We start from the raw sequence: 16,823 nt of genomic DNA on the forward strand, positions 1-16,823 counted from the left end.
ACTATCAACCCTTAGCTCTGAACTCTTTTCTATTTTTACAAAGAACGGGCTAAAGCCCGTCCCTACTGAATATCCATATCCTGGATAAACTAATTTTTCCAATCAAGAATCAATCCTTGAACATTCGCTATTTACATTCATCACTCCTCATTTATTATTTCTGGGACTCATTTCATTATTCAATAGAAATGGGCTTTAGCCCATTTACAAAAGACGATTTTCCAATAGGGCTTTTAGCCCAAACTCAAGAATGGCAACGTACGCAAGATAATTATACTGGCTTATGTTTCGGCTAAAGCCAATGGATTGTTTTTGTATTTTTATAAGAACGGGCTAAAGCCCGTCCCTATTGAATATCCATATCCCGGATAAGCTAATTTTTCCAATAAAGAGTCAATCATTGAACATTCGCTATTTACATTCATCACTCCTCATTTATTATTTCTGGGACTCACTTCATTATTCAATAGAAATGGGCTTTAGCCATTTACTAAAAACGATTTTCCAATAGGGCTTTAGCCCAAACTTAAGAATGGCAACGTACACAAGATAATTATGCTGACTTATGTTTGGGCTAAAGCCGATGGATTGTTTTGTATTTTTACAGAACGGGCTAAAGCCCGTCCCTATTGAATATCCATATCCTGGATAAGCTAACTTTTCCAATCAAAAGTCAATCATTGACCATTCATTATTCATCACTCCTAACTATCAACTCTTAACTCTTAACTCTTAACTCATCATTCATCATTATTCTTTTTTGACTGATAGCCCCCTTTATTTTCAAAATATCAGTGTTTGGATTAATTTATTGTAAATATTATTCAAATACCGGTGTATTTTTGTTTTTTCAATTTTAAAATTATGTAACTTAGTCATAACCAAAATGATTACGAATTCTAGAATATACATATTATGAAAAAACATTTACTCCCTCTATTTGTATTATTATTAGGTATGAATGTTCATGCCCAGCAAGATTTCTTTGCGATAACCGGAAAGGATACCCAGAGTATTAATTTTAATGACTTTCGGGTAATTGATCCTGCAAGTGGACTATCTGGCGAAAAAGTCTTTACAGCAGAATCTTCTGCTAAAGTATTTTCACAGACCAGAAAAACTAAGGTAATGGAAGATAGAAATTCTTCCCATAACTCTCAGGCTGCGACGATGGCTGCACTAGCTTATAATTCTTCTAATAATAACTTGGTGTACATACCCATGTTCTCTTCTAATGTTTATATTTTGCATCCTGAAACTAAGGAAATTACTTTAATAGAAAATAATATAGGAAAGGCTTCGTCCTGTGACATTAATTCTCATATAACGAGGATGACTGCCGGTTATGACGGCAATATTTATGCTGTGAATAATGCAGGAACACAGTTTTTGCAGATCACGAATAGAAATGGTCAATATGAGGTAAACGACTTAGGAATTATAAAAGATGACAGTTCTAATGGTAAAAATTCATTTACTGCTATAGAAACCGGTTTTGGAGGAGATATGATTGCTGATACAGATAATAATTTCTATATTTTTGCGGCATCCGGAAATGTTTTTAAGGTATCAATAAAAGAGTTGAAAGCAAAGTTTATAGGTAAAATTGCAGGTATTCCCGATAACTATTCTGTCAATGGCAGCGCTGTGAATGCAAAGGGCAAAGTTGTTATTGCAAGTGCAAAGGGAGCTCCTTTATACGAAGTGGATTTAGGGACTCTGCAGGCACAGCAGATTCCGGGAGAACAAAATCTCCACATTTATGATCTGGCCAGCAAATATTTTGCTAATGATAAGGCCTCTTCAGTTAATACATTAGCTAATATTGATGTTTATCCAACGAGAGTTAATGAGCATTATGTCAATGTTTATATGAACAATAAAAATAGTAAAGGAACTATTCACTTTAATGTTTTTGATATATCCGGAAAAAATGTGATGACACAAAGCCTGAATGTAAAAGATGGCTCTTTACAAGATAAGGTATATTTCAAAAACCTTGTGAGTGGTGCTTATATTATAAGTATTGTTGATGCATCAGGAAAAATATTACTGAATAAAAAGATTTTGGTGACAGAATAAGTTTAATTCTAGAGAACAAAAATTTTGTCCATAAAATATAGAACCTTCTTAGATTAATTTGAGAAGGTTTTTTAATGATTATTTGATATTCGATAAGTTTTATCTTTCGATATTAAAATGTAATTTTATAAAAAAATATAGATGAAGCTATACTTTAATGTAGGCTATGTTGCAAAGGCCGGAGAAAATCTGCAATTAATTATTGGTGAGGAAGGAGCTTCAGCCCATATTCATACTATGTTTTATGCAGAGAATGGATTATGGAAGTGTGAAGTAGATTTCTTTTCCAAATCAATTTCTTACAAATATCAGCTTGTAGATGAAAAAGCTCGTGTTTTAAGAGAAGAGTTTGTTTTACATCATCTTAATTTTCCACATAATTATAAGGAGTTTATTATTTTCGATGAGTGGAATAATAAAAACTTTCCTGAGCATTATTTAAATAATAAAATTCTATATAATAAATTGCATGGGTTTCTTCCGGAGAAAGTACCTGTCTTAAAAAAGCATACGCATTTATTCAGGTTGGAAGCTCCTATTTATAATTCTGATTGGAAAATTGTATTGTTTGGAAGTACAAAATCATTAGGAAGCTGGAATATAGATAATGCCGTTCATTTGTACCAGACTGACTTTGGAGCTTGGGAAGCCTCTGTTGAAATTCCGGAAAATGAATTTATTCAATTCAAATATTGTCTTTATGACGTCAAAGAAAAAAGGGTAATAGATATTGAAACCGGTGAGAACAGATTTACGGTAGCTAATCCTTTTACAGATGTTCTTCAGATGGTTTCTAACCATTATTTTAAATTCAAGGCATATCAAATGTATCATGATGCCGGAGTAGCTGTGCCCGTCTTTTCCTTAAGAAGTGAAGAAGGATTTGGGGTTGGCGAGTTTTCGGATATTAAGAAGTTAGCAGACTGGACCCAGGAAACTAATCTCGGAATTATTCAGATCTTACCCATCAATGATACTACGGCGAACTATTCCTGGACAGATTCTTATCCTTATGCTGCAGTATCAGTGTATGCTCTACATCCACAATATATTTCACTTGAAAAACTTGATTTTCCTTTACCGGAAAAACTAGTTGATGCTTATCTGTCTGAAAAAGAAGCATTAAATACCCTTGAGCTTATTGATTATGAAAAGGTGATTGCTGGTAAATGGAAATATCTGAAAGCCGTTTTCAATACAGAAAAAGAAAATATTTATAAAGACCGTAGCTTTAAAAAATTTATAAAAGACAATGAATCCTGGCTTGTTCCTTACGCTGCATTTTGCGTGCTGAGAGATAAGTATAAGACTCCTAATTTTAATGAGTGGAAAACCCACAAAAAATATATAGCTGGGAAAATCTTACAGTTTTTTACTCCAAAAAGTAAAGACTATGATAGTTCTATGCTTCATGCTTGGGTACAGTATCAGCTTCACAAACAGTTGAAAGATGCTGTTGATTATGCCCATAACCTTGGTATTTCTTTAAAGGGAGATCTTCCTATAGGTATTTACAGATATTCTGTAGAAGCATGGGCAGAACCTGAATTATTCGGTATGGATTTTCAGGCTGGAGCACCACCGGATCAGTTTACAGAGCTTGGTCAGAACTGGGAATTTCCTACCTACAACTGGGAGGCGATGAAGGAGGATGACTATAGATGGTGGAAAAATAGGTTCAAAGCATTGGAACAATATTTTGATGCAATGAGAATTGATCATATTTTAGGTTTTTTCAGAATCTGGAGAATGCCAATTTCAGCTGTACAGGGTATTTTAGGATATTTTTATCCGGCTGTTCCCATTGTTGCTGACGAATTTAAAGCCTGGCAGATTCCGTTTAATTTTGACAGATACTGTAAGCCATTTATCAATACTCAGATCTTATGGGATTACTTTGGAAATAATAGTGAAAAAGCCCTTGAATTTATTGATCGTAATCAGGACGGCACCTATTCTTTTAAGGAAGAATTTAATACCCAGAGAAAGCTGGCCGATTTCTTTAAAAAGCATCCTGGTGGAGTGCTTGAAGAACAGCTGATCTCCCTTTGTGCCAATGTGTTATTTTTAACGGAGGAAAGGAATGGTGAGCTAGTTTATCATCCGAGATTCAATGTATATCATACAGAATCGTATAAATACCTGCCGGAATCTGAAAAGAAAAGCATTTACGATTTATACCATGACTATTTCTTTAGAAGACAGGACCATTTATGGTACGAAAAAGCCATGGAAAAACTTCCTGTAATTCTGAATGCCACCAAAATGCTGATCTGCGGGGAGGACCTCGGAATGGTTCCTGCATGTGTACCAATTGTCATGGATGAACTGGCTATTATTGCCCTGAAAGTACAGCGTATGCCCTCAGAAAATATTCCATTCTATAATCCCAAGAATGCCGGCTATATGAATGTGGTTACGGCCTCTTCCCACGACAGTTCTACATTAAGGCAATGGTGGAAGGAAGATTCTGTTTTGGCACAGAAGTATTTTAACCAACAGTTGATCCAATACGGAAAAGCTCCGGAAGATCTGAATCCTGATCTTGCTGAGATCATTATGAAGCAGCATCTATACAATGATGCTATGCTGGCTATTTTCCCTATTCAGGAATTTTTTGCTACAGACGCAGAACTTTCCAATAAAAATATTAACAACGAAAGAATCAATAATCCTGCTGTTTTTCCACATTATTGGCGATATAGAATGCATATAAAACTGGAAAGTCTAAAAGAAAAACAAGTTTTCAATGAAAAAATATCCCACTGGATAAAAGATAGTGGAAGAGGATAAATTTAACTACTGATTATCAGTAAGTTAAAAATATATTAAAAGAAGTTTAATCTTATGATTTAACTTCTTTTTTTTATTTGAATCAAAAAGATAGAATTAAGATATTCTGCTATATATTAACCAATTAACGACTATAGAGATGAAAAAAATATTTTTGGGATTAGCTCTAGGCTTTGGCGTCTTGACGCTAGCTCAGCAATATCCGAATAATGGTTGGGAAGATGATGGTTATTATCAGAATGGAGATGGCTATTATAGCAACGATGATGACAGGAATTATTTTCCGGATGATTATTACTACAACTATCCTCAGGATTATTATCCTGGCGATTATTATCAGAGTTATTATAACGATTACAGAAATAGTATTATTAATATTGACTGGAACGGTTTTTTCGTACAAAACAGATTAAATCGTTGGCAAGTCGACCAGATTATGAGATTGAATAATCTGTATTCAAGTTTTACTACTTGGGACAATTTTTACAGATATAATCCGGACAGATGGTATTATGACAGATTTTATGCACTGGAAAGAATTTTAGGACCTAGAGTTTTTGTCGTTTTCCAAAATAACTATTATCGTGGCTCAAGCCCAATTATTTATTTCCAAAATTACAGAAGAACGTATTATGTACCAAGATATGCTGTAATGCCAAGATACAGAAATGTAAATATCAATATTTACAGAATGGACAGATCAAGATTCCGTAGAATGGATAATCCTACTTTTGATATCATCAGAAGAGATAGCAGACCTAATAACGGATTTAGAGGCCCTGTAAGAGATGGTAGCAATTCAGGAGGTTTCAGGGATAATGACAATTCCGGAGGTTTCAGAGGTAATAACGGAGGTGGATTCAGAGGAAACAGTGGCGAAGTCAGAAAAGAAAATAATGGGGGTTTCAGAGGTAATTCTGATAATTCGGGAGGCTTCAGAGGTAACAATGGAGGAGGATTTAGAGGCAATAGTGGCGATGCCAGAAAAGAAAACAGTGGCGGCTTCAGAGGCAATAGTGGTGAAAGCAGAAAAGAAAATAATGGAGGCTTCAGAGGAAATAGCGGAGGCTTTAGACAAAAGTCTGAAAGTTCTGCACCAAGTCAGCAAAACCGTGGTAATAGCGGTGGCTTTAGAGGCAGTTTGGTAAGAAATTAATTTTCATATATTATATTTAAGTGGTGTGAAGGGCAGGTTTTTATAATCTGTCCTTTTTTTTGTCATTTTATTGATTTATTTTAATTAAAATTTAACATTATTTATGAATATGTTAATTTAACTTGTGTTTTAATTGTTAATCAAAAAGATGTAACAACAATTAATTAAAATTTTTAAAGATGAAAAAATTAGTTTTAGCAATAGCATTTATCGGAATGGGAAGTTTTGCAATGGCACAACAAACCACTCCTCAGGACAAAGAAGCAAGAAGAGCTGAGATGCAGCAAAAGAGACAGCAAAAAGAACAGGAGCATTTGGCACAAATGCAGAAGGACCTTAATCTTAACCAATCACAGGTAGCACAAATAAAAGATCTGCATGAAAAAAGAAAGGCTGAAATGAAGGCTGATTTTGAAAAAAATAAAGATACCAGACAGGCCAAGATGGATGAGATGAGGGCTAAAAGAGCACAAATGGATGCTGATATGAAACAGATTCTTACTCCTCAACAATATGATAAATGGCAGGCTGACAGAAAAGCTAAGATGGAGCAGAGAAGAGTAGCAATGAAAGATAGAAAAATGATGAAAAAGCCCATGAATACAGCTACTCCTGAAGTAAAATAGTAGTTTGTAATTGTAGTTTTTTAATGTGTAAAGGATGGGAGTTTTTCCATCCTTTTTGTATTAATTTTCGGTAAAACTTTTGATTTCGGGCATTTATTCCCTATTTTTGAATATAAATTTAATACTTATGGTTAGCGAAAAAATTGCAAAATTAATTAACGAACAAATTGCCCACGAACAATATGCTGCTCAATACTATCTTTCAATGTCTGCCTGGTTTTCAGGAAAAGATTTAGATGGAATTGCCAACTATTTCAGAGTGCAAAGCAAAGAAGAGTTGATGCATGCGGATAAAATGTTTGATTATTTAAATGATGTAGGGGGAGAAATTATCATTGGAGAAATTGCAAAACCTCCTCATGAGTTCGATAATGCAACAGATATTTTCGAGAAGGCGTTGGCACATGAGAAAATTGTTACTAAAAGTATTTTCAATATTGTAAAGAATGCTAACGAAGAAGGTGATTTTGCAACGACATCTTTCCTACAATGGTTTATCAACGAACAGGTAGAAGAAGAAGCAAGTGCTTCGCAGTATGTGACAAAGATTAAGATGGTTTGCGACAACCCATCTGCATTATATCTTTTTGACCAGGAATTGGCACAAAGAGTTTTTACTCCTGATCCAGCTGCTTAGTACTCAGCTATTTTTAAAATATAAGACCGCTTTTCAACAGAACAGCGGTTTTTTATTTCTATGGTTAAAGTCGGCTGTAAAAAGATATAATGGCTGATCAGGGTAACGATGCTACAGAAGGCGAAAAGACACTAGCAAAGAAAATAAAGTCTGAAAATCAATTATCTCAATGTTTGTATTAGATAGCAGCTTATGGGTGGGTTTATGCCAAATAATAGACAAAAGGTAAGAGAATGAATAAGGTAAAATGATCAGCTGGACAGTAAATATAAACTTCCAGTTCCTGATGATGCAGCTTTTTAGTTTAATTATTTGAAATAGAGTTTGTTGGTTTTTATCTTTTCTGCCTTTCTCTCTGCACTTTAACCGCTGCGATAAAAGTGATCGCTGTTATTATCAAACTGCCAATGATAGATTTTGCGATGTTTTCTGTGGGCATATAGGGATGTCCGTCATCTGTTACCGGGGGATCTAGATAATCTGCAATATTGTAGATGGCAACAGCAGAGAGTATCATCATAACAATACTTATAAGGACTGAGATTAAATATATTTTCATGGTTAGTTATTGTCTTTTATCAATTCAAATACACGACTGGTTAATGTTTAATGACTAAAAATAATCAAACCTTTTGTATTTTATGGTTTTTTTTAAGACAATTCTATTATATTACTGCGAATAAAGGCATTAGAGAGGTTTATAAATAGATAATTTGAGTTTTGAGAACCTTTTTACCCAGCCTTTCGAGAATATTTTTATATCCCTCCACCTGAGCTTCATCTTTACTTTTTTGTTCCCCGGTTTTGAAATCTACAATGATATACCCTTCATCACTTTTTAAAATACGGTCCGGTCTTAAAATAAAACTTTCTCCATTTTCTGAAATCATGATGTCTTTCTCGTTAATTACTTCCCATTTCTCATCAAAGAACTCGGAATAGGTCCGTACAATTTCCTGTAGAGTGCCCTGAATTTCATTTTTTTCCTCTAAGGTAATCTGACCTTCCAGTGCATAACCTTCCAGTACCTTTGAAATATCTTTTTCCGTATTTATTTTTGAGAGAAGCTCGTGAACGAAAAGTCCTATCCTTACTTTTTCATTTCTTACCTGATAATTTTTTGATGGAGTGGCAATCTTTATGGACGTTGTCTTTTCATTGACATTCTTCAGATCCTGAATGTTTTGGGTTTTGAAAGGCGAGCTTTTGTCTTTGGAATACTTTTTCAGCATTTCAGGTTTCACTTCATACAAATCAAACTCATCAGCTTCATCCGTATTTTTTGTTTTAATAAACTCTAAAATTTCCAGATTGTTGGAAGTCTTATTGGGCTTTTGAAGATAGAAGAATAGCTGTTCAACAGGCCTTGTGGTAGCAACATACTGAAGACATAATCGGTCAATCAGGTTTTTATAAGAATTTTTCTTGTTGAATAATTGAATTTCGCTGTCATAGGCTTCCAGATTCTTACTGAACTGATTAATGTTAACTGCTTTTAAAGCATCATTTTCATGCGTATCAAACCAATTCGTAAACTCATTATCTCTGTTTTTGTTTATCATAGGAATAAAAACAATAGGGAATTCCAGTCCTTTAGACTTGTGAATGGTCATAATCTGAATGGCATCAATATTCTCTGAAGCCTGAATGGTATAGGAAGATGCCTCCTCATCCCAATATTTCAAAAATTCTTTTGTACTTACCCCAGCTGTTTGCGTAAAATTAAAAAGCATTTCCATGAAGTTGAGCAGGAAGTCTGTTTCTTTATTCTCAACGGAAAATTCATTGATATAATATTCTACAAAGTTGTAGAGATTAAACCTTGGAAAGTTATCCTGTTTAAGCTGTAATGAGTATTTTTCTTTAAGACCCTCAAGGATTTCTTCATGGCTTTCAATATCCAAAATTTCTTTCATCTCCAATGTGAAATCAGCCATATGAATTTTGCCCAATGTATTCAGATAATACATCATCATGATCAGGCAGTGTTTATTCTTAGGATTTATTTCCCATCTTAGAAATTCAATAACTGCTTTTAATGTATTGGAAAGTTCCAAGGTAAGTCCTTTATCGGAGATTGTTTTTATATTGGTCTCTTCACCTCGGTAGTTTACTTTTAAGTTTCCCAGCTTTTGGGAATAGCTGAAAATATCAAAATTTCCACGACAGAGAATGGTGATATCAGAAAATTTGAATCCATTATCCAGACATTCCTGAATATCTTTTCGCATTTTCTCAGAAGTATCCTCATAAAATTCTTCGTTCGTGAGATTTTCAATGAGGTTTACCTTTACCCTTCCATCCATTGGAGACTTTGGAGTTTGTTCGGCATCCGTTCCAAAAATATTTTGGTGTTCCTCTTCCAGTTCCCCGGAGTGGAAGCGGTAGAGTTCATTGTTAAACTGTACAATATTTCTGGCACTTCTCCAGTTATCTTTTAGAACCAGAAGATCAGCTTCTTTAGGAGAAAACTCTTTCTTATTGATAATATCGAGCATCAGCTTACTTTCTCCTCCACGAAATCTATAAATACTCTGCTTGGGATCTCCAACCAGTGTAAAAGAAGTATTTTCAGAAGAAACACTATGGTCTCTTAACGGAACAAAATTCTGCCACTGCAGTTCCGAAGTATCCTGAAATTCATCAAAAAAGTAATGTTGAAACTGTGAACCTACCTTTTCATAGATAAATGCGGAGGGCTCATCTTTAAGGTTTTCATTGATCAGAATATTAAATTTTGAAAGCAGGACCAGGTCATTTTCTTCCTCAATCTTTCTGAGCTCATCCTGAATATCCTTATTAACTTTTAAAGGAAGAAGTGCCGACAGTATTTTTTCTTTCTTTTGGGTTTCAATATACAGCAGAATAAGCTGCATTCTGTTGTCAAGCAGTTGATCAAGGATCTCTATAATATCAGCTTCCTTATGTTTTGATTTTGAAGAAGCTCCTTTTCTGTAATTGGTAACTACAGATTCTTCCTGAGTAGTAGGAAAGGGAAAACCTGCTCTTTTCTGTTGATAAAAGTCGATAACCTTAAGGAAAAAGCCTCCAATCCCATTTTTTCCCTGGGCAAAATCTTCAACCTCAATATTTCTGGCTTTAAATAGCTCAATAGATTTTGCAGCAAGTTCTGCAGCCTGTTTTTTATGAAGAACAATCTCTTTACGAAGCGTGGTTTTTATAGTGTCATAATGAGCATCATCAAAGCTTTTGTTGCTTTTCAGATGTTCGTAATGAATATCTTTCACAAATTCTTTTGCTGAGTCATACAGGTTTTTGTTGAGATTGATCCTTTCATTGTTTTCAAGACTGTAATCTACATAATCCATGAAAGAATTGGAAATCGTTTCGTTTTCGCCAATCTGATCGAGCATTTTATCCACTGCTTCAATCAGGTAAGGCTCAGCCTCAATTTCAAGATTAAAATTTTTAGCCAGTCCCAATTCATAAGAAAAGCTTCTTACCAGCCTTGAGTTAAAACGGTCAATGGTTCCGATATTCAGTGTAGAATAATTATGAAGGATATAGTCCAAAAGTTTTTTTGAACGCAGATGGAGTTCATCAATTGTAATTTTTAATCCTTGTTCAGCAAAAGCTTTTTGAATATTTTTAAGATCCGCATTTTCGGTATAATTAGTGGCGGAAAAATTTCCCAGCCATGTCAGAATTCTTTCCTTCATCTCATTCGCTGCTTTATTGGTAAATGTCAGAGCGAGGATATTCCTGATCGATTGGTGTTGATTAGGATAACGGAGACAAATCATCAGCAGTCTCTGAACCAGAGCATATGTTTTCCCTGATCCTGCAGAAGCATTGATGACTGTATAAGAATTTTGCATTGTGAAAAGTAGAATTGAGACTGCAAGTTAGCTAAAATTTAAAAGAAATTTTAACAATTCGCTTCTGCTATTTAACAGTTTCAACAGCAAAAATCGAAAAGAAATACTAAAAGGCGTTAACTGTGGTTAAACTTGTGGAATAATTTAAAAATAATTTTAGCTTTGCTTTATAAAAACAGCCCGTGAAACTTAAACTATTCTTTTTTTTATTTCTTATTTCTTCCATTACCGCCAGTGCTCAAAGTTATATCTTCGGTAAAGTAACTTCAGAGGGAAGTTCCGAAATACAGGATGTCAACGTAATCAATATCAGAACGGACGAACTGGTACTCTCTAACAGTGACGGACATTTTATGATTTCCGGAAAAGCAGGAGATGAATTACGCTTTATAAAACCTGGCTATGAGCGTTTAGCCCATATCGTGTCTCAGGAAAATATCCAATCTCCATTGAATGTCAGTTTAGTGAGAGTTACCATACAGATTCCTGAAGTTGAAGTGAAACAAGGGCTCACCGGAAATTTAAAAATAGATTCCAAAATATATAACAAACCTAAAAAGGTTGAAAAATTGTCTAGCGAAATAGGGAAGTATATTGCCCAAAAGTCTGATCCCAGAATACTCGCTGCAAGAGCAGGAGAGTTTGTACAGCCAAAGGGACAAGGATTTTCAATAGGAAAAGTAAAAAATCAATGGGATGATATCGATTTAATGAAGTATCTCGAGGCGAGCCTGGGTGAAGACTATTTTGCCAACTTAAAAATAGATAAGTCTCAGATTGATCATTTTATTTCTTACGTTCTTGCGGGTGGTTTTGAAAGGAAGAAAATTTTAAAATATGGTTTCTGCAGTGATGCTGATCTGAACAGGTTTCAGCGTTTTGTACTCACCAGAATATCATCCTACCGGGCACCGCAGACTCAAAAATAACCTTATATGAAGACTTTCGTTAAATTGTGCTGGATATTTTTATTTGTGGCCGGAAAATTGTTCTCACAACAGAGCATTACAGGGCAAATTACAGACGGCAGTACTATACATGTAAATCCTGTTTTAATAATAAATATTTCTGCTCAGAAAAGCTCCCTTAGCACTATGTCGGGAAAGTTTACCATTGATGCTTCGGAAAATGATGAAGTCAGATTTGTAAAAGAAGGCTATTATCGTTTTGAAAAGAAGATTACAAAAGAAGATTTAGCCTCACCGTTACATATAATTCTGAAAAGAATGGAAATACAGATCCCTGAAGTGGAGATTGTTTATAAGCCCACAGGAAATCTGGCAAAAGACTCTAAGTATTTAAGTGAATCCGGAAAATTAAAGGCCTTAAAATCTGATATAACAATGTATATGAAAAGCCCCCTCAATGAGCCTATGCCGGATCATACGATCTCCAAAACATTTACCGGACATGATTTTAATGCCGGTCAGGTAAATGTAGCTGGCGTTTTTAAAGCTATTTCAGGGATCATTAAGAAGGCATCAAAACCGAAGATCACTAAAGCAGATTATAATGAAACTCAAAACTTTCTTACCAGAGTAAAAAGTGAAATCAATCTGGATTTTCTGAAAAAATATGGTATGGATGAAGAGCAGATTGACAGATTCCTTCTCTATGCCAATAAAACCAGGATGCTGGCAAAAAACTACAGGAAGGATTTTCAAAATGATGTGGTAGAATATGAAATAAAAGTGGCCTTTGGAGAATACCGAAAGCTGCATAAACTGGATAGCTGGGAAAAATAAATCAGATAAAATTTTAAATAAAGATTGGTTACTACTGTTGAGAATATAAATGTTTTTTGGAGGAAAAGAATTTTTCTTTTATTCCTTTTTCTGTGTAATGCTCTGTTTTCTCAACAAATGATAACAGGAAGAATTATTGATGATAATAATGAAGATTTAAGTGGAGTAACGGTCATCAATATGTCTACCGATAAAAAAGTATATTCCAATTCATTGGGAATGTTTTCTATTGAAGCATCTTCAAATGATGAACTCAGGTTTGTAAAAGAAGATTTCAGAAGACAGTCTAAAAGAGTTCTTACAGATGGAGTTAATTCTCAGCTGTTAATACAGCTATTTCAGATTCCCAAAGAAATAGAAGAAGTGAAAATCGTAAAAAGACTGACCGGTGATCTTGAACAGGATTCCAGAATTGTGGCTAAAGCAGACAAAGGAGAAATAGTTCGGGATGCAGTAGGTTTACCACAGCCTGTTGGAAAAATGAGAGAAAAACCAGCAGAAGTGAAGCAGGTTCTGCTGCCCATACTTTTAGGAAACCTGAATGTTCAGGGAGCTTATGATCTGATAAGTGGTAAAGCCCGAAAACAAAAAAGGTTGTACAGATATGATGATTTACAGGAACATATTGCCTGGATTAGAGATAGAGTGGAAGATGATTATTTTACAAAAGTCGGAATTCCGGCAGATAGAATCTCAGAATTTATAGAATTTTCATTTGTTGCCAAACCTCAGGTACGTACCTATGTAAAAGCAAAAAATCTATCGGGTGTTCTGCTGAGGCTGGAAGAAACCATTCCTTTGTATGTTGAGAGGCTGAAGAAGAGTGGTAAATAATGTTAAGAAAATCTTAAAATATTGGAATGGTAATTGATGCAATACTGATATTAAATCAATCAAATCCACAAATCTTATGAATAAAAATAGTATTGCAGTAGCAATAGGGGCTTTAGGTTTTGTAATAGGGCTTGGCTTTTTAGGAAATGCTATCAAAAACAGAAATAAATCTGAAAATACCATCTCCGTTACAGGTCTGGGAACAAAACAGTTTGTTTCCGATCTTATTACCTGGTCCGGAAGTTTTTCCAAAAACAATATGGATCTTAAATCAGCTTATGATGAATTGGCTTTGGACAGAAAGGTGATCAATGATTATCTTCTTTCAAAAGGAATTAAGCAAGCTGAAATTGTATTTTCATCGGTAGATATTCAGAAGCAGTTTAGAAGTTATAACGATTCCAATGGAAATTATGTACAGGGTGAGTTTTCGGGATACAACCTGACTCAAAAAGTTTCTATTGAAAGTAAGGAAGTGGCTAAAATTGAAAACCTTTCGAGAAATATTACCGAAATTATCAATCGTGGAATTGAGTTTACCTCTTCTTCACCTTCTTATTTTTATACCAAGTTAGCGACTGTAAAGCAGGAAATGATAGCCAGTGCGACAAAAGATGCTAAAGAACGGGCTGAAAAAATTGCGGAAAACTCAGGTAGTAGCCTGGGGAATCTTAAAAAAGCAACAATGGGAGTTATTCAGATCACTGCTCCCAATTCCAATGAAGATTATTCATATGGAGGTACTTTCAATACTTCTTCCAAAGATAAAGAAGCCAGTATTACCATAAAGCTGGAATATCAAGTGAATTAGAAATATCAATTGCTTAGGTAGATAATGTTGCACAATTAAAAATGACATATGCAAAAATCCTTTTAGCAATCTGTAACCAATATAAAAATAAACGCCGGAAATATTCCGGCGTTCTTATGTTAAGGATATACAATATCACAAATTTCATTTTTAAGCTCCTCTACATTCTCAGGAGCATAGTTGGCAAGCAGCCATAGGTGTAAAGACTGTTTTCCTTCACCATAGCTGGGCTGTATGTGGTTAGTATCAATCAGGCTGAAACTGTTTCGTTGATAGAAGGAATAACGGCGTTGCGCATCCTCACTCAAATCTGCAGGTTCAATTTCCAAAATGATTTTAGGATAGGTTTCCAATAGATATCCCATAATATGTGAGCCCAGTTTTTTACTTCTGAAGGCTTCAAAAACTTCAAAATGTTCTACAAAAACAAAAGAGCTCATTTCCCATAAGATGAGATAGCCAATAGCTTCAGATTCGTGAACAACAGACATGATTTTTGTCTGTGGATTTGAAAATAGTTCCAGAAACTGTTCTCTATCTCTTTGTTCGTCTACAGGAAACGTGCTGATATAAGAATTATAGATTTCCTGAACTCTATCATCCTCAGCATTAATAATCGGTAAAAATTCCATAATTATAAATCAAAGACGCTTGGTCTTCTTGTGATAAAAATATCTTTAATCCACAAAGTAAATGCCAATCCCAAATAAATGAGAAAGAAAAAACCGGCGGTAGCAAAAGTAGAGTAGATGAAGAAAACCCTTAATTTAGATACAGGTATTCCCAGTTTAGCTCCTGTTCTTGTAAGAACACCAAACCATTCTCTCTCCATTTTATGACGGATATTACTCAGCATTTCAAGATTCTTTTAATAGTTTAAATCCAATACTGCAAGTTAAGCAATTTTTTTCTTCACAGGAATGTTTGTAGTGATAAATCAGGCTCTGGCTTTCCAATGCATTCTTTATATCGAGACCCAGATTTTTCCATCCGCTTATCACTGAATTTTTTTCTGCAGTAATATGCGTGTAGAATTCCAGAATTTCATCGGCTATTTCTTCATTGTGATACCGGTGGTAAGTATATTTTAACGGAAGTACAGTATTTAAAATGAGGAGATCAATAAAATCCTTACTCAATATTTTGGGAGTAGGTTTTGAAATGGCTCCGAAATTGAAATGACAGTCCCAATATTCAGAAGCTTTTACAGGCTGAAAAACTTCATAAAGCTGATCAGCATTTCTAACACTGATTATTTTTGAAAATAAATTCTGATGTCTGTTGTAAAGGTCTGCCAATTGGGAGAGACGGATTGTCGGAAAGTTGGGAGGTCTTAATCTTAAAAACTTGGGATGGAGTTTTAAATCGGATAGCATAAACTTGGTTGTAAGAAAATCAAACTCTCTTTTCCATATTTTCATCTGCCCGTCCAGAGGAATATCAAGCCATCCGGAAATTCCAAAGAATAAAGCTTCCAGCTGCAGATGATTTTGCCGGATTTTATTAATGATACTGAAATCAATACTTTCGGCAATCTGTCTGAAAATATGAGCATTCACTTTTAATCCGAAAGAGTAGGCAAGGCTGTGAAATAAAACAGCTTCGAAATTATTTTTGTGATGAGATAAGTTATGTTCAAGTTCAAGAGATTTTTCGTCCAATTTTTTCAGAATGTTTCCTTCGTGAAAATGAACCGGAATTTTGTTGCAGTCAAAAATTTTTTCACAGGCTATAAACTGGTTGCCATCAATGAATTTTTCATACTTATGTATTACACTTTCATCAATATACTTGTTCAGTTCTAAGGTAGGGACGTTTTTTTCAGTATGTTCGCTGATCTCCAGGTCATGCTGGAAAACAACGTGAAGTATGATATTTTGATAATTGGGATCCGGAGAATGGTTGTGGAAAATCCAATCAGAAGAACGGACGTGAAGTTCTATATTCCCGGCGATAACCAGACCGTTTGTCTTAATTTTAGCATCCAGAAAATCCGGACCAGCATCTTTATTCCATTTTCCAAAACTAATGATCTCAACAGAGTTCCCCTCAATATCCTTGAAGTCAAAATTTTGGAAAATCTTATAGTTCCAAAGATATTGAAGTAATTTTTCTGCCATAAGTATAACAATAAATATAGCAGAAAAATACTACTCTTATCAGCTCCTTTTTAAAATTTATGACAGGCATTCTATATATTTAAAGCGGTGTAGAAAATATATTTATAAAAGAAATTCCTTACTTGTTTTTTTATATTTTTTCCTTCATTTTAGTTAAAGATTATAAGGATCCTTATTTGC

General features: G+C 34.5%; 14 protein-coding genes. 9 read left to right on the top strand and 5 right to left on the bottom strand.

Translation table 11 applies throughout. From position 1 onward, the window contains the following. Positions 1-915: 915 nt before the first annotated feature. From B8967_RS21045 to B8967_RS21065, 5 genes are all read left to right on the top strand, one after another. Positions 916-2,082 (top strand): secretion protein, encoded by a 1,167-nt coding sequence (locus tag B8967_RS21045; protein WP_084087766.1) that lies wholly within the window; start codon positions 916-918, stop codon positions 2,080-2,082. Positions 2,083-2,223: 141 nt separating this feature from the next. Further along, the gene (locus B8967_RS21050; protein ID WP_084087768.1) at positions 2,224-4,875 is read left to right on the top strand and encodes a 4-alpha-glucanotransferase; all 2,652 of its coding nucleotides are present in this window, start codon (positions 2,224-2,226) and stop codon (positions 4,873-4,875) included. Between the two features lie 139 nt (positions 4,876-5,014). Then, positions 5,015-6,031, top strand: coding sequence for a hypothetical protein (locus B8967_RS21055; protein ID WP_084087769.1), 1,017 nt, complete (start codon positions 5,015-5,017; stop codon positions 6,029-6,031). A 179-nt stretch (positions 6,032-6,210) separates the two neighbouring features. After that, a complete protein-coding gene (locus tag B8967_RS21060; RefSeq protein ID WP_084087770.1) occupies positions 6,211-6,657 on the top strand; it encodes a hypothetical protein in 447 nt (148 codons plus the stop codon). 127 nt (positions 6,658-6,784) lie between these two features. Continuing rightward, positions 6,785-7,294 carry a ferritin gene (locus tag B8967_RS21065; RefSeq protein ID WP_047494702.1) on the top strand — a complete coding sequence of 170 codons (510 nt, stop codon included), beginning with the start codon at positions 6,785-6,787 and terminating at the stop codon, positions 7,292-7,294. A gap of 334 nt (positions 7,295-7,628) precedes the next feature. On the opposite strand, the gene B8967_RS21070 is transcribed toward B8967_RS21065, so the two are convergent. Then, positions 7,629-7,814: a hypothetical protein gene (locus B8967_RS21070; protein WP_143330567.1), complete on the bottom strand. Its 186-nt coding sequence runs from the start codon at positions 7,812-7,814 to the stop codon at positions 7,629-7,631. 178 nt (positions 7,815-7,992) lie between these two features. Beyond that, positions 7,993-11,133 carry a UvrD-helicase domain-containing protein gene (locus tag B8967_RS21075; RefSeq protein WP_084087771.1) on the bottom strand — a complete coding sequence of 1,047 codons (3,141 nt, stop codon included), beginning with the start codon at positions 11,131-11,133 and terminating at the stop codon, positions 7,993-7,995. A 182-nt stretch (positions 11,134-11,315) separates the two neighbouring features. On the opposite strand from B8967_RS21075, the gene B8967_RS21080 reads away from it, so the two are divergent. The 4 genes from B8967_RS21080 (at position 11,316) to B8967_RS21095 (ending at position 14,523) form a co-directional block, all read left to right on the top strand. Further along, entirely contained in the window at positions 11,316-12,062 is a 747-nt protein-coding gene (locus B8967_RS21080) for a hypothetical protein (protein WP_047494712.1), read from the top strand. A gap of 6 nt (positions 12,063-12,068) precedes the next feature. Further along, entirely contained in the window at positions 12,069-12,878 is an 810-nt protein-coding gene (locus tag B8967_RS21085; protein WP_047494715.1) for a hypothetical protein, read from the top strand. A 117-nt stretch (positions 12,879-12,995) separates the two neighbouring features. Then, positions 12,996-13,712 (top strand): carboxypeptidase-like regulatory domain-containing protein, encoded by a 717-nt coding sequence (locus B8967_RS21090; protein ID WP_228406276.1) that lies wholly within the window; start codon positions 12,996-12,998, stop codon positions 13,710-13,712. 76 nt (positions 13,713-13,788) lie between these two features. Further along, complete coding sequence (locus B8967_RS21095; RefSeq protein WP_047494717.1) at positions 13,789-14,523, top strand: SIMPL domain-containing protein; 735 nt, start codon at positions 13,789-13,791, stop codon at positions 14,521-14,523. A gap of 119 nt (positions 14,524-14,642) precedes the next feature. On the opposite strand, the gene B8967_RS21100 is transcribed toward B8967_RS21095, so the two are convergent. The 3 genes from B8967_RS21100 to B8967_RS21110 are packed head-to-tail and all read right to left on the bottom strand — an operon-like array spanning position 14,643 to position 16,643. Beyond that, positions 14,643-15,155, bottom strand: a complete 513-nt coding sequence (locus tag B8967_RS21100; RefSeq protein WP_047494720.1) for a GNAT family N-acetyltransferase — start codon at positions 15,153-15,155, stop codon at positions 14,643-14,645. Positions 15,156-15,157: 2 nt separating this feature from the next. Further along, positions 15,158-15,379 (bottom strand): PspC family transcriptional regulator, encoded by a 222-nt coding sequence (locus B8967_RS21105; RefSeq protein ID WP_047494723.1) that lies wholly within the window; start codon positions 15,377-15,379, stop codon positions 15,158-15,160. Position 15,380: 1 nt separating this feature from the next. After that, a complete protein-coding gene (locus B8967_RS21110; RefSeq protein ID WP_084087772.1) occupies positions 15,381-16,643 on the bottom strand; it encodes a DUF2851 family protein in 1,263 nt (420 codons plus the stop codon). Positions 16,644-16,823 lie beyond the last annotated feature (180 nt).

It is taken from the genome of Chryseobacterium sp. YR221 (assembly GCF_900176315.1).
Lineage (GTDB): Bacteria > Bacteroidota > Bacteroidia > Flavobacteriales > Weeksellaceae > Chryseobacterium > Chryseobacterium rhizosphaerae.